Below are 14630 nucleotides of genomic sequence, written 5' to 3'. Positions count from 1 at the left end.
TATTCTTCAATACAATACCATTACTAATTCAAAAAAAATTGAAAGACCTAACCTTGGTCATTAATATCCTGATCAAACTGTTAAAAAGGAGTAAGATTTACATTTATGGAAGTAGGAAAGAGCACTTTAATTTCGTGGCAATACTATCTTTTTTACAGTGGGTGCTCAATAAGAAGTGTATGGGCCATTTCTTAATTAATTATGGAAACGGGTCCCAAGTTTAGTACAAGTTTTTGGCATTTTCCACTTAAAGAACCTGGGAGTGTGGTATATCTATCCCATTACTTCAAATTGGAGTAAGTAGAGCGGGTCTTTTGAAACAAAAAATCAGTCATCCACAGCGGCAAAAACCATCTGACGAAATTTCCAACCGGTTTGATCTTCTACAGGTCCCCGGGTTTGCTTCATTAATATTCCAATGATGTTTTCCTGAGGGTCTGCGAAATATTGGGTATTGAAATATCCGCCCCAATCAAAGGTCCCGACACTTCCTTCACCACCATGATCCTGACCTTTTGCGGTAACCACACCAAACGCAAGTCCGTAATGTTTTATACCATTGCCCCACAGCTCCCCGGTTTGGTTCCCCATTATGCTTCTTACGGTAGTCCGGCTTAAAATACGTTTTCCGTTAAGTTCGCCATCGTTTAAATACATCTGCAAAAAAGTAGCATAGTCCTTGGCGGTGCTTGACAATCCTGCACCTCCCGAAAAAAATCGACGAGCCCCTTTAACAGGGTAATCCGGATCATAAAAAGTAACAGGATATTTCTCCCATCCGCTTGCTCCTTTCCGTTGTACGGTCACCAGCCGGTCTTTCTTTTCTTCGGGAAGGTAAAACCAGGTATCATCCATGCCTAGTGGGTCAAAAAGTCGTTCTCGAAGAAATTCATCAAACGGCATTCCGGAAACAACTTCAATAAAATAGCCAAGGACGTCCAAACCTTCGCTGTATACATAGGCATCGCCTGGGTTATGATGTAGCGGTAGTTTCGCAAGCTTCTTTACACTTTCGCCAATGGATATGTTTTCGGTGGTAAAGAGGTCCGTAATACCCGCTTTGGCATATATTTTTTGGAACCGCTCGTCACCATCGATTACCCCGTAACCCAATCCCGAAGTGTGCGACAGAAGGTGTCTTATGGTAATTTGGTTTTCCGCGGGCTTTGTAGTGTAAGTAGAATCGCTTTCATTGAAGGTGTCCAATATTTCAGCTTTTCCAAAATCTGGGATGTATTTCGAAATAGGGTCGTCCAAACGAAATTTTCCTTCTTCCCATAGCATCATTACCGCGGTAGAGGTTATGGCCTTGGTTTGTGAGGCGATTCTGAAAATGGTGTTTTTTTCCATGGTCCTGTTCAATGCATTATCTGCCTTGCCATAGGCCTTATGAAATACAATTTTCCCATTTCTGGCTATTAGGGCAACGGCACCTGGGATATTGTTTTTTCCAACGGCTTGCTGTAGCATCAAATCTATTTGCTCCAAACGCTCCGGGGACATACCTTCATCGGTCGGTGAAGTTTCGGAAAGGGGTGAAGAGGTGCTTGCCGATGGGGTTTGGCCATACGATAGCACAGCGAAAACGAAGGTGAAAATCAGATGAAGTTGCTTCATGGGCAAAAAATATGCATACGTTTTTGAAACTGTCCCAGTATTCTAGGGTACAGGAAAGATACTGAATTTTATGATTCTCGGTGTGTGCGGGTAACCATTTATGAAGTAAGGCCGGTTTGGATATTAAGCTACTTTTTTCAATAAATCAAAGCAAGGGCAGCGACTACACCGTTTGGGTTCGCCTTTTTTATATTTGGAACAGCACTTGGTTTTACAGCTCTTTGGAGTCAATTTCCGCAATGCGGCCTTCTGGGCTTTTTCTAGTTTTTTAAGCTTTTTTTTTGTTACCTTCTTTTTTTTGCCCACAAATAATCACTTAAGGAATATTCCAAAAGTAACTATTTTAATTAAATCTAAATAAGAAAAACAGCGGAATTTTACTCCGTGGTATCCGAAGCGGCACTTTCCACGGTTATTTGTTGAACATCCCTATCAAAAAGGTAAAGGCCGCCTTTGTCATTTCCGATGAGATTTATCTTATCCAAAATAGTGCGGGCCAAGGCCTCCTCCTCGATTTGCTCGGCCACATACCACTGCAGAAAATTATGAGTGGCATAATCTTTTTCCTCCAAGGTAACATGCACTAAGTCATTTATACTTTTCGACACGAAAATTTCATGGTCGTATAGTTCTTGGAACATTTTTTGGAAAGTACCGAATTCGGTCTTGGGAGCCTTTAAGTCGGAAATGGTGGCGTGTCCACCTCTTTCGTTAACGAACTTTATCAGTTTAAGCATATGCATCCGTTCCTCATCGGAATGTTTGTACATGAATTGGGAAATCCCTTCCAGACCTTTTACTTCTGCCCATGAGGCCATGGATAGATATACCTGGGAGGATTCCGCCTCTATTCTAATTTGCCCGTTCAATGCTTTTTCAACCTTCTTGGATAACATAAATTTCAATTTTTTTCAAAGTTACGAATTATACCTACTTTGACAATGCTTTCCAGGTCAGAAGCGCGCAACAATTCCAAATTGTCCCGGGCCAAAATTGAGATCCCAACTAATTTTTTTACGGTTATCGTTGTATTTCTCGTCATATTTGGTATCCAGATAACGATCAATGGACTCAACGATGAAAATACTTACCACCGCACTAAAGACTACATCGGAGAGCCAATGTTTGCCCTCCCATAATCTAGAAATTGAGGGAATGGCCCCTAAGGTATAAATACCCCCTTTTATCCAAGGACTTTTAAATTGTTTTGCAATGGCATGGGCATTGGTCAAGGCCAAAATGGCATGACCTGAAGGAAAGGAATGAAAATCCTTGTCCCCGCTCCATAAGGGTCTAAAAGTATCTTTGGTTTTTCCGCTCAAGGGTCTGGCCCTTCCCACCGCTGATTTTAAGATCTGTTGCAAAAATCCCCCAGCAGTTGCGGAGGATATTAGCAGAACCCCTGTTCTCCTCAACTTCTCATCCTTTATGGCAAGTCCGGCAAGATATACGGCACCTGTTATCATGTAATTGTTGGAAGGGCTTCCATATTGAAACCCGTAATCCCGAATGACCTGCGGGATGTCTTCCTTAATATCCCTAAAGTACCTTGAGGTAGGATCATCCAAGAAATAGGCGAATCCGGTTCCTACCATAGTAATGCCAAAATCGCCCCATTGCTCACCCTGCCAATGCAATGGCCTGGAATAGGCATGGCCCACCCCCAAAAAAACATTTCCTATGTCATATTTGAACATATCCCATCGGGTTTCGGTCATATCCGTATGCAAATCCTGGGACTGCACGAAACATACGGTTATGAAGAGAAAAAGTGAAAAGACTCTTTGCATTGCACTGATTTGCGGCTCAAGTTAACGTTAAGATTTCAATTTGTATTTTCTTTTAAAACCAAAATTTTAGACAGAAATGGGTGGTGGCTACTGTGTTGCCGATACTAAAGTGGGGTTCTCCATGGTTTCATAGAAGTCTGCCAGAACCTTTTCCTTGTCAAAGTTTTCCCAGACTGTGATTTCTCTGTCGTTCTGTGGGCGTTCTATCCATTTATTATTGATAAGTACCGGGGCTGGAATCGATTTTTGTTCTCCCCAGGAGCTATCCTTTAAAATGGCCAGGGCAACCATATCAAAGAGCGGACGGGAGGGAGGGTCGGTATGGTAATGGATATGTTCAAAGAGACTTATGGAATAATCCCCAAAATTTCCAAAGGTTCCCCCATGCCTTCCGGTAATGGGAGTTTTTGCTTTTGGGCCCAATCCGGGCATTCTCGAATTTACCTCTGTCTGGGTAACGGCAACGGCATCGGTTCCCGAGGGTTTTCCATAACGCACGGTTACCATTTCAAAAGGAATTTTACTATTTAACACATAGTTCATGGAAATAGTGTCATTGTCCTGATTGTATTCCCCGGGTTCCGGATAGTTGCTTCCCAACCAAACAATTTTGGTCCGCTCTGCGAAAGAGGGATCTTTTTTTAGAGCCAGGGCGATATTGGTTAGCTTACCCACTGCTACAATGATAGTTGAATCCTTTTTGGTCTCCTCCAAAATAAAATCCACTCCTTCCTGCCCATCATAATTGTAGGGGTCAAAGCTATCCGAAATCTCATCGAAATTTCCATTGGCCCCTTTTAAGAGCGGTATGGAATCCTTTAAATTACTCAACTGCAATACCCTTTCCGCCTCGTCATAATGTCCTTGAATACCGCCTCCATTATATGTGGCATTGACCGTGATTCCCCGTATGTCAAAAACATCACCGTTGAACAGCATATAGGCCATGGCATGCTGATCGTCCAGTTCATTGTTGGCATCGGTATCAAAAATGACCTTTATTTTTTGGGCTTCATTTTTTGATACCCCTTCTGGAACGGACACAGGTTCTTTTGGTTTTTCCTTGCAGGAAGGGAAAAGTGAAATGGACAAAAGGGTCAAGAATACATAGCGAACGAGTCCCATAAAAAGCAGATTTTGATTGAAAATGGTCAGGGAAAGTACAAAAAAATGAAAACTCCTAAAACAGCGTAAGGATTGCGTCCAGTTTAATTTGTTCAAAACCGGATAGCGTTGTTCAAAAAAAGATTTGTTGTGCCAAACGAAAGGTATTGGCATGGGCCTCGACAATTCTTTTGATATCGGCAGAATATCCACCGCCCATACTGCATTGCACCGGAATGCCCAACCGATGACAGGATTCCAATACCATTTCGTCCCGCTGTTTACACCCTTCCAAGGTTACCGCTAATGTTCCCAATTTATCGGTTTCAATAATATCCACCCCACAGAGATAAAAAATAAAATCGGGTTGGGTTTTATCGATGAGTTTAGGTAGATTCTCCCGTAAAATGGAAAGATATTCGATATCCCCGGTTCCTTTTTGCAAAGGAATATCCAAATCCGATTTTTCCTTTTTAAAAGGATAGTTATTGGCCCCATGCATGGAGAAGGTAAAGACCGAGTCATCATTTTGGAATATCTCTGCTGTCCCGTTCCCTTGATGGACATCCAAATCCACTATTAGGATTTTTTTGGCCAAATTCTTCGCCTGGAGGTAACGTGCCCCTATGGCCTGGTCATTTAACATACAGAAGGCCTCGCCCCGGTCGGTATATGCGTGATGTGTACCTCCGGCGATATTCATCGCAATTCCATTTTCAATCGCAAATTCACAACCTTTCATGGTCCCGTCGGCGATAATGCGCTCTCTTTCTACCAGGACCTCGGTTAAGGGGAAGCCAATTTTCCTGGCCTCCCTTGCAGGGATTTTGATGTTCAACAAATCATAGAAATACTCAGGTTCATGAACGGCTACAATATACTTGTCATTGGGGGTTTTTGGTTCGAAGAAGTTTACAGCGGTACAAGTGCCCTCGTGCAACAACTGTTGTGGTAAGAGCTCATACTTCTCCATCGGAAATCGATGACCTTTCGGAAGAGGATGTCTATAAATAGGGTGGTAGGCGATTTTAAGCAAACTCCAGAAATCATTTGTTATATCAAATATCGCTTATTCCCATAAATCACAGGCAATTGAACACTGCTAATCCTATTGGGCCCTTTTCTTCATCAGTTTCTTCCCAGAAAATGGCTCATATAAATGGATGCTGTAATACCTTTGCCTGATATGAGGAATACCATTACCACGGATGTTGCCTATTGCCAAAAACTGCTTCGTAGCAATGCATTGGTGGCCATACCTACCGAAACGGTATATGGACTGGCGGCGAACATTTACAATGACGAAGCGGTCCGAAAGATTTTCGAGATGAAGGGAAGACCTTTATTCAATCCATTGATTGTACACATCCATCATCTGGACCAATTGTCATCCTTGGTGAAATCAGTACCGGAAGCGGCCATAAAGCTGGCAGGGCGATTTTGGCCTGGCCCTTTGACTTTAATACTTGAAAAACAAAACGTTGTAAGCGATCTGGTCACCGCGGGAAAATCTACCCTTGCCCTACGTATGCCCAACCATCCCTTGACCTTGGAGCTACTTCGAGGGCTCGATTTTCCTATAGCCGCTCCCAGTGCCAATCCCTTTACAAGGGTCAGTTCTACCTCCGCCCAACATGTGGCCGACTATTTTGGTGATCGGATTCCCGCTATTTTAGATGGCGGGCCCTGTACGGTGGGATTGGAATCTACCATTGTAGGGTTTGATGGGTCAACTGCGGTGGTTTATCGCAAAGGAGGTATTTCCCTAGAAGCTATTGAAGCCTATGTAGGGGAAGTGAGATTGCTTACCCAAAATGAAAATGCCCCACAAGCACCCGGCATGTTGGCCAAGCATTATTCTCCTCGAACAAAGCTAGTGCTAAGCGATGATGTCCTTAAAACAATGAAGGATTTTGTAAACCATGAAATTGGTGTATTGGCCTTTTACGAATCTAGCTTTGCCAACGCCAAGGTGGTAGAAACCCTTTCTGAAGAACGAGATTTGGTTGAGGCTGCGCAAAATCTGTTTGCAGCCTTACATCGATTGGACCAAGCAGATTTGGATATTATCATTGCGCAACGATTTCCTAATGAAGGATTGGGGATAAGTATCAACGATCGTTTGGAGCGGGCTATGGAATAAAGACTTCGAAGAACAAAGCAACCTATTGGAAATTCTGGATCGAGGAGGCGATGTTCCTAATTACATCTGAAGGTCCAATACCTTATTTTTGTAACTAAGCAGTCTTATTAATTAAAAAATAAAAACCTCGACATGCCTAAATTGAACATCTTCCGTACATGGCCGAAAAAGGCCTTTCTTTTAATGAAGTCATATAATAAGCTCTTTCTATGTCTTGGGGTGGCAACGATGGCGATAAGTTGTGGCAAAAATCGGGAAAAAACATCTTCTGTTTTTACCGATTGGGAGGTAACCGGGGGCGATCCGGGAATCACGCATTTTTCGGAACTGGAGCAAATTCACAAAGGAAACGTGGCACAATTACGACCGGCTTGGACTTTCAGTTCCGGAAGCAAGGTGCATAATCAATGTAATCCTATCGTTATTGAAGGTACCTTATATTTTACCACAGGTTATCAAGAGCTGATTGCTTTAAATGCCAAAAACGGAACGGAAAAATGGCGTTTTCAACCTACTTTCAACAGAGAAGAACGACCGGAATACATGAATATCAATCGTGGAATGGCCGCTTGGCGAAAAAAGGGTTTAAAAAGAATATTTTTTTGTGCAGGCAATCTTTTATTGGCTGTGGATGGGATTACCGGTAAGCCTGTGGAAAGCTTCGGAGATAAAGGTAAGGTAGACATGAACCAAGGACATCATTTGCCACCTGAGAAAATGGGTGTCACGGTATCTTCAAGTCCGGTTGTAATCGATGACCTCATCATTATCGGGGCTTCCAGCTGGTCGGCGACTTCCCATGTGGCGGCCTATGACGTGCGCACGGGAAAACGTGTTTGGAAATTCAATACCATTCCCCATGAAGGGGAATTTGGTCATAAGACCTATGGCGACAAGGATTATTGGAAAAAGGGGGCTGGTGTAAATGTTTGGGGCGGTATATCGGTGGACGAGAAGAACGATATGATTTTTTTTGGCACCGGGCAACCCAAAGGCGACTTTTATAGGCCCTTTAATCCTGGGAAACACCTTTTTGGCAACAGTGTTGTTGCTTTAAAGGCCAGTTCAGGGGAGCGCGTCTGGCACTATCAAATAGTACACCACGATCTTTGGGACGTCGATGTGCCCTGCGCTCCGGTTTTGGCGGAGGTTACGGTAAGGGGCAAAAAAATTCCGGCTGCCATACAGATTACCAAAACCGGGGATACCTTTATCTTTCACCGATTAACCGGCGAGGTGTTGTCCGATGTTGAAGAAGTTCCTGTAAAGCAGAGCCAATTGCCGGGGGAACGTTCCTATCCAACCCAACCTATGGTCTCATGGCCAGAGCCTTTTTCTAGACAGAAAGTTGCCCTGGAACACGCCACTACCTTGTCGGATAGTGCCCACAACGGAGCAGTTTTACGTATGCAGAACTCGGATCTAGGCCGATATGATGCACCTTCCGAAAAAGGAATCATCTACTATGGACTGCACGGTGGGGGTGAGTGGGGGGGTCCAGCATATCACCCGGAAAAAAATTGGTTGTTTATCAATACCAATCAAATCGCATGGCATATTGAAATGGTAGATGCCAGCAAAAGGGAAGCGGCGCACCCGGGGCAGACCATTTACTTTCAAAACGCATGTGTTGCTTGTCACGGTGCGGAACGTAAAGGCCATGATACGCAACCTGGTCTAGACCAGTTATCAAAAAAATATGGTTCTCCGGAAGAGGTAGCCGCCATCATTACCAAAGGACGGGGTGCCATGCCTGCGTTCCCACAAATTACGGGAGATGGATTAAGGGCGCTATCCGACTTCTTGATGGATTTGGAGGCAGGGGAGTATCCCGACCTTAAAAAAACGGATGCAAAGCCCTCTTATGCCGTAAAGGGCTATAACCGTTTTTTGGATGAAAATGGTTATCCGGCCACTACGCCGCCATGGGGAGCATTGGTAGCCTTGGATTTGGATTCTGGGGAATTGCAATGGAAAGTCCCCCTAGGCACATATCCCGAATTGATTGAGCGTGGTTTGCCACCTACCGGGACAGAGAACTTTGGGGGAAGTTTGGTCACCAGTGGAGGTCTACTTTTTATAGGAGCTACGTCTGATGAAAAGTTTCGTGCCTTTGATATTGATTCCGGTGAAATCCTTTGGGAATATCAATTGCCCTATGGGGGGTATGCTACACCCACTACCTACACCTTGGATGGTAAACAATATATTTCCATTTTGGCCACTGGCGGGGGCAAACTGGGAACTAAGGAAGGGGATGTCCTTATGACTTTTGCCCTACCATAGCCAAAAAGCATTGTCCGTATCCTAGTGGAGTAGAAAATACAAATAATGTTGATTTGGCTATATAGGGGAAGGGTATATTGGGTAGAATGTGAACTGAGCCAATGACAAGATTAAATTCAAAGGGAAGCTTGGCAATAGCAAGCTGAGTTACCTTGAATTATCCCTTATAAGTTCGTTTGTTTTTTTTCGGAGCATATCCAAAACCTGGGCATGCTCCTTTTCGGAAACTAAATTATTGACTTCCAATTCGTCCTTTTGCAGGTCGTACAGTTCCTCTATGTCCGTATCCAAATACCGGAAATACTTATACTTGGTTGTGCGTACCCCTTCTATTTTTGGGATGTATGGAATATCGTAAAGGTGTTCGCATAGGAATACGTCACGTTTTAGATTTCCTGTTTTTCGTACTAAGGGCTTCAAACTTTTTCCTTGCATTTGAGAAGGAGGTACAATATGGGCATAATCCAGTACGGTAGGTGCCAAATCAATGTTCAGTGCCATTTCGTTCATGGCGTCATTACCCCCTGCCGGGTCATAAATGATCAAAGGCACCCTAAGTGAGTTCTCATAAAGCAGCCATTTGCCCGCCAACCTGCGCTCCCCCAAAAAATAGCCGTTGTCTCCGATAAACACAATAACGGTATTTTCTGCTAGCCCCTTGTTTTGTAAATAAGACCTCAATTTTCCAAGATTTTGATCTATAGTGCTGATCATCTTATAATAGCCTTTAATCATCTGTTCTGCTTTTTCTGGGGTGTCAAAGCGCCATTTGTACCGAATATTGCCCAAATACAGGCTATCCCTTAAAATATCCGGTAATGCTGAGTGATAGGTTTGTTCAGTAAGAGACACTTTTGGCAATTTGGCATTTTGGTAAAGGGTATCATTCCGTTTGGGCCACACATATTGTCTTGGGTTGGTGTCATCGGCATGGGGTGCATTATAGCTGATGGATACGCAAAAAGGCTGCCCTTTATCCAAACCTTCAATGAAATCAATGGCATCGTTGGTAGTGATGTCAGTCAGATGTTCATGCTTGCTCCATCCTTTACCCCGTAACCGAAAATACCCATCGGTCCTTGAAGTTTCAAAACCATCAAAAATGGTCTTCTCCAGTTCATTTTCAAAATGCACTCCGAATTTTCCAAAGAACCCCACCGTATAGCCCGCCTGCTTTAGTAATTTAGGATAAGAAATATTTATAAATTCTTCTTGTAAAGGTTCGGTTCCGAAGGTGAACTTGTGCTTACGCTCATAAAGTCCGGTTAGGATACTGGCCCGGCTGGCCGCGCAAATGGGAGTGGTTACAAAAGCATTTCTAAACAAGGTTCCCTCCTTGGCCAACTGGTCCATATGGGGGGTTTGTATGATGTTGTTTCCCATGGCACCCAACGCATCCCAACGCTGGTCATCCGTAACGATTACAATAATGTTAGGGTGTTCTTTTTGCGCATATATCTGTAAAGGACCGAACAGACCTATCATCATAAGTCCAAATCGGGTAGACCTTCTTGTAATTTGAGTAAAGGGGCACATAATTTTAAACCACATTTTCACAAGCTGATTTTTTAAAAATGAATTCCTTCGTTTTTAGTGAATTTCAAAGGAAAAATACGGATTTGTTATGGATTCTGGACCTTGGATAAGCCAAAAGTGTTTTTGCAATCAAAGATTACCCAAATTGACAAATTTGAGTCTAACTATGCTAGAGTGTCTCTACTGTTGGAATGGGGGTAGCATTGACCATTATAAAAGCGGACCGCAGATTAAGAAAGCCCAAAAGTAGCCTCTTAGCTAATAGCGCCACCATTGCCAACACCCTCCTTATCCGGGTTTAGGAACACCAATTTGCCTTCCGTATCCTCCGCCATTAATATCATTCCCTCACTTTCCACACCCCTTAGTTTTCTAGGGGCCAGGTTAACGAGTACAGTGACTTTTTTACCAATGATCTCTTCGGCCTTAAAACTTTCTGCAATGCCGGACACGATGGTTCGGGTATCCAGCCCAGTGTCTACCTTTAAGATCATCAGTTTTTTGGTCTTGGGCATTTTTTCGGCTTCAACAATTGTGCCCACACGCATGTCCAGTTTTGTGAAGTCGTCAAAGGTAATCGTGTCCTTTTGGGGGCTTATTTCTTCTGTGACGCTCATAGCAGCGTTGGTTTTTTTTGTGGCTTCCAGTTTATCCAGTTGCTTTTGGATTTCATCATCCTCAATTTTCCGAAACAAAAGTTCCGCTTTGTTGATTACATGACCGGTGGATAGTAGTATCTCGTTATCCTTTACTTGTGCCCATCCGGTCTGGATCGGGTTCGACCCAATATTGAGAATATTTTTCAGTTTTGCGGAAGTAAAGGGTAGAAAAGGCTCACTTAAAATGGCCAATCCCGTTGCAATTTGCAGGGCGGTAAACATAATGGTCTTCACCCTTTCCTTATCCGTTTTGATAACTTTCCAGGGTTCTTCATCGGCCAAATATTTATTGCCTAAACGGGCCAAATTCAACAATTCTTGGCTCGCCTCCCGGAAGCGGTAGCGTTCCAGTGAATTGGAAATGATTTGCGGATATTTTTGTAGTTCGGCCAAGGTTTCCTGGTCAATCTCCGAAAAACCAGTGGGTTCTGGCACAATTCCATCGTAATACTTGTGGGTCAAGACCACCACGCGGTTGATGAAATTCCCGAAAATAGCAACCAATTCATTGTTGTTTCGGGCTTGGAAATCCTTCCAGGTAAAATCATTGTCCTTGGTCTCTGGGGCATTTGCGGTCAACCCATAACGAAGGACGTCCTGCATTTTCGGAAATTCCTCCAGATATTCATGTAACCAAACTGCCCAATTCTTGGAAGTGGACAATTTATTGCCCTCCAGGTTCAAGAACTCATTGGCCGGAACATTTTCAGGAAGTATGTAACCTCCGTGGGCCTTTAGAATAGCCGGGAAAATGATACAGTGAAAGACAATATTGTCCTTTCCGATGAAATGCACCAATTTAGTATTGTTATCCTTCCAATAGGGTTCCCAATCCTTACCTTCTCTTTCTGCCCATTCCTTGGTAGAAGAGATATAGCCTATAGGTGCATCGAACCAAACATACAATACCTTGCCTTCCCCACCTTCAACGGGCACGGGAATGCCCCAGTCCAGATCACGGGTAACCGCGCGGGGTTCCAAACCACCATCGATCCAAGATTTGCATTGACCGTATACATTGGGCTTCCAGTCTTCTTTATGGCCTTCTAAAATCCATTTTCTTAGGAAATCCTCGTAACGATTTAGAGGCAGAAACCAATGCTTGGTCTCTTTTAAAGTGGGAACGGCACCGGTAATCGTAGATTTTGGATTGATCAAATCCGTCGCATTTAAGGAAGACCCGCAATTCTCACATTGATCACCATAGGCTTCGTCATAACCACAATTGGGGCAAGTACCGATAACGAAGCGATCCGCCAAAAACTGTCCAGCTTCCTCATCATATAATTGGGCCGTATTTTCTTCAATAAAATCGTCTTGTTCATGTAGTTTCTTGAAAAAATCCGAAGCGGTTTCATAATGTATCCTTGCCGAGGTCCTGGAATAATTGTTGAACGAAATCCCAAAATCGGCAAAGGATTTTTTGATGATACCGTGGTACTTGTCTATAATCTCCTTTGGGGATACACCTTCCTTTTTCGCTTTCATGGAAATGGCGACCCCGTGTTCATCACTACCACATACAAAAGCAACCTCATGGCCCGTTAAGCGTAAATACCGCACATAAATATCGGCCGGGACATAGACTCCGGCCAAATGGCCAATATGGATGGGGCCATTGGTATAGGGCAAAGCTGCCGTAATCGTGTACCTTTTTGGATTTTGAAGATTTTGAGACATCAAACTCGAATTAAGGCACAAAAATACAGATTTTTACCCGGGCATGGCGGTATGCCATAAAAAGAAAACCTTCGGTTTACCAATTGGCGCACCGAAGGTCAAGTTGCAAAGTGTGGGGCGTGTTAAGCAACCATTACCGATTTGCTCATTTTTTTGTCCTGGATCTGAATACGGTAAATATATTTTCCAGTGGATAAATGTTCGGGCATCCGTTCCCTAATGTTAATTTCCATTGATCCCTCGGTCATCATTTCATTATAAACGGTCCCTACGTTTTGGCCGAGAATATTGTACAACTGAATATCCACATGGGCCGTAAAGGGCATTTCAAGGTAAATATGCGGGGCATTGTCCGTTGGGTAAAATGGTTTGTGGACAACCGCATTCAACAGATCCGGATTGGGATCGGTAGGTTCCGGTTGCGTCGGAGGGGTCGGTTCGCCATCGCTATACGCAATGTCCGGGAAATCAACACCGCTACAATTAAAGCCAAGGTTGACCGGCGCATAAGGGTGATCCAAAAGATGTTGTTCTACCAAAGGAATGTCCACACAGAGCCATTCCGCCAAAACTGTGGCGTATAAATCTCTAAAATCCATGGTATATTCCAAATTACCCCTGCCGTCCGGATTGTCCAAAGTTGGGTGTTCCCCTACAAACGCACTTCCGTTTAATCCTGATCCAAAGAACAATGTAGGTGCCGCTTTACCATGGTCTGTGCCATTGGAACCATTTTCAAAAATTCGTCGACCGAATTCTGAAAAGGTCATGCTCAAAACTTTATCGTCTTGTTGGGTAAAGGCGATATCATCATAAAAATTATCAACAGCCACGGATAGGTTTGTCATCAAGCGCTCATGGGCCAAGGGCTGGTTTCCGTGGGTGTCAAAACCTCCCATGGAAATCATATAGACCTTAGTTCCTAGGTTACCTTTGATCAAACGGGCCAACAATGCCAATTGTCTTGCAAAACCATTGTCCTGATACTCAACTTGGTTTTGTCCGCGCTCGTAGGCTTCATGGATAAGACCGGCATATTCATAGGTTGTGTTGGCAACTCCCCTAAGGAATTTCAGCTGGTCGCCATACATACAATCCCCGAATAGGGCATCATCCAATCCATAGACTACACCAGATTCAGCAATTTCCTCCAATTGATCGATATTTGAGGTTACAAAGGCGTAATTGGTCTCCTCACCTTGGAAAACCAAGTTGCCGAATTGCCCGATTTGTATGGCTGCCGGCGATGCAGGTGGATTGATTAGATAATCTGGATATAAGGTCTCAAAATGTCTTCCCATCCAACCGGTGTCCAATCCAGTAAAACCGGTAGTTGTTAGATCGGTATTGGCATAAATATCCGATCCCGTAAAATGGGAAAGGCTTTGGTTTTGATAGCCTACACCATGTACGGCCTTGAACTGGCCATCGCCCCACATCGGCTCCAAAGCCTGCATGTATGAGGGGACACCAAATTCATCCGTCAACTTTAATACTTTACTTTCCGGAATATAGATGTTGGGCCTGGCATTGGCATAACTGTCATATTGTTCTATAGGAATCACAGTACTTAGTCCGTCGTTTCCACCGGATAGTCGTATCAAAATCAAGATATTGTCCGTTTCCGCAGCTGCAATCGCCGCGGTCAATGGTGAGGGGGCCGAGGCGGTCAACATGTTGCTACCGAGCATCATGGATCCGGAACCGGCTATTCCCAAAGCTTGGAGGAAGGAACGTCTGCTCCAAGTTTTGTGTTCTTGATCGTGGCCCTCATGTTGAAGACCTTTATAAGGAGTATTGTTGATATTGCACATA

General features: G+C 43.8%; 11 protein-coding genes. 2 read left to right on the top strand and 9 right to left on the bottom strand.

The window, feature by feature from the left end:
- Positions 1 to 327 precede the first annotated feature (327 nt).
- The 6 genes from Q0993_RS03905 to Q0993_RS03880 all read right to left on the bottom strand — a co-directional run bounded on the left by Q0993_RS03905 (position 328) and on the right by Q0993_RS03880 (position 5547).
- Positions 328 to 1617, bottom strand: coding sequence for a serine hydrolase (locus tag Q0993_RS03905; protein ID WP_299529927.1), 1290 nt, complete (start codon positions 1615 to 1617; stop codon positions 328 to 330).
- A 123-nt stretch (positions 1618 to 1740) separates the two neighbouring features.
- Positions 1741 to 1923: a hypothetical protein gene (locus tag Q0993_RS03900; RefSeq protein WP_299529925.1), complete on the bottom strand. Its 183-nt coding sequence runs from the start codon at positions 1921 to 1923 to the stop codon at positions 1741 to 1743.
- A gap of 71 nt (positions 1924 to 1994) precedes the next feature.
- Positions 1995 to 2513, bottom strand: a complete 519-nt coding sequence (locus Q0993_RS03895) for a ferritin (protein WP_299529923.1) — start codon at positions 2511 to 2513, stop codon at positions 1995 to 1997.
- A gap of 57 nt (positions 2514 to 2570) precedes the next feature.
- Entirely contained in the window at positions 2571 to 3407 is an 837-nt protein-coding gene (locus Q0993_RS03890; protein WP_299529921.1) for a phosphatase PAP2 family protein, read from the bottom strand.
- A gap of 87 nt (positions 3408 to 3494) precedes the next feature.
- On the bottom strand, positions 3495 to 4685 hold the full coding sequence (locus tag Q0993_RS03885) for a nucleoside hydrolase (protein WP_299529919.1): 1191 nt from the start codon (positions 4683 to 4685) through the stop codon (positions 3495 to 3497).
- Positions 4645 to 5547, bottom strand: coding sequence for a histone deacetylase (locus tag Q0993_RS03880; RefSeq protein ID WP_299529917.1), 903 nt, complete (start codon positions 5545 to 5547; stop codon positions 4645 to 4647). The genes Q0993_RS03885 and Q0993_RS03880 overlap by 41 nt, the downstream gene beginning before the upstream one ends.
- 123 nt (positions 5548 to 5670) lie before the next feature.
- On the opposite strand from Q0993_RS03880, the gene Q0993_RS03875 reads away from it, so the two are divergent.
- Together Q0993_RS03875 and Q0993_RS03870 are read left to right on the top strand one after the other, a co-directional pair.
- Positions 5671 to 6654, top strand: coding sequence for an L-threonylcarbamoyladenylate synthase (locus Q0993_RS03875; RefSeq protein WP_299529915.1), 984 nt, complete (start codon positions 5671 to 5673; stop codon positions 6652 to 6654).
- Between the two features lie 183 nt (positions 6655 to 6837).
- Positions 6838 to 8940 carry a PQQ-binding-like beta-propeller repeat protein gene (locus tag Q0993_RS03870; RefSeq protein ID WP_299529913.1) on the top strand — a complete coding sequence of 701 codons (2103 nt, stop codon included), beginning with the start codon at positions 6838 to 6840 and terminating at the stop codon, positions 8938 to 8940.
- A gap of 147 nt (positions 8941 to 9087) precedes the next feature.
- Here the strand turns inward: Q0993_RS03870 and Q0993_RS03865 are convergent, their stop codons facing one another.
- The 3 genes from Q0993_RS03865 to Q0993_RS03855 form a co-directional block, all read right to left on the bottom strand.
- Positions 9088 to 10491, bottom strand: a complete 1404-nt coding sequence (locus tag Q0993_RS03865; protein ID WP_299529911.1) for a sulfatase — start codon at positions 10489 to 10491, stop codon at positions 9088 to 9090.
- Between the two features lie 239 nt (positions 10492 to 10730).
- Entirely contained in the window at positions 10731 to 12815 is a 2085-nt protein-coding gene (gene metG / locus Q0993_RS03860) for a methionine--tRNA ligase (protein WP_299529909.1), read from the bottom strand.
- A 122-nt stretch (positions 12816 to 12937) separates the two neighbouring features.
- Complete coding sequence (locus Q0993_RS03855) at positions 12938 to 14629, bottom strand: DUF1501 domain-containing protein (RefSeq protein WP_299529908.1); 1692 nt, start codon at positions 14627 to 14629, stop codon at positions 12938 to 12940.
- Position 14630 lies beyond the last annotated feature (1 nt).

It is taken from the genome of Ulvibacterium sp., from assembly GCF_028285715.1.
GTDB lineage: Bacteria > Bacteroidota > Bacteroidia > Flavobacteriales > Flavobacteriaceae > Ulvibacterium.
This window is presented reverse-complemented; position numbering and strand designations above follow the sequence as displayed.

What these genes read in the sequence shown, in the direction of transcription:
- Q0993_RS03905 (WP_299529927.1), bottom strand. Translation starts at nt 1,617, where the DNA reads ATGAAGCAACTTCATCTGATTTTCACCTTCGTTTTCGCTGTGCTATCG.
- Q0993_RS03895 (WP_299529923.1), bottom strand. Translation starts at nt 2,513, where the DNA reads ATGTTATCCAAGAAGGTTGAAAAAGCATTGAACGGGCAAATTAGAATA.
- Q0993_RS03890 (WP_299529921.1), bottom strand. Translation starts at nt 3,407, where the DNA reads ATGCAAAGAGTCTTTTCACTTTTTCTCTTCATAACCGTATGTTTCGTG.
- Q0993_RS03885 (WP_299529919.1), bottom strand. Translation starts at nt 4,685, where the DNA reads ATGCCAATACCTTTCGTTTGGCACAACAAATCTTTTTTTGAACAACGC.
- Q0993_RS03875 (WP_299529915.1), top strand. Translation starts at nt 5,671, where the DNA reads ATGGATGCTGTAATACCTTTGCCTGATATGAGGAATACCATTACCACG.
- Q0993_RS03870 (WP_299529913.1), top strand. Translation starts at nt 6,838, where the DNA reads ATGAAGTCATATAATAAGCTCTTTCTATGTCTTGGGGTGGCAACGATG.
- Q0993_RS03865 (WP_299529911.1), bottom strand. Translation starts at nt 10,491, where the DNA reads ATGTGGTTTAAAATTATGTGCCCCTTTACTCAAATTACAAGAAGGTCT.
- metG (WP_299529909.1), bottom strand. Translation starts at nt 12,815, where the DNA reads ATGTCTCAAAATCTTCAAAATCCAAAAAGGTACACGATTACGGCAGCT.
- Q0993_RS03855 (WP_299529908.1), bottom strand. Translation starts at nt 14,629, where the DNA reads ATGTGCAATATCAACAATACTCCTTATAAAGGTCTTCAACATGAGGGC.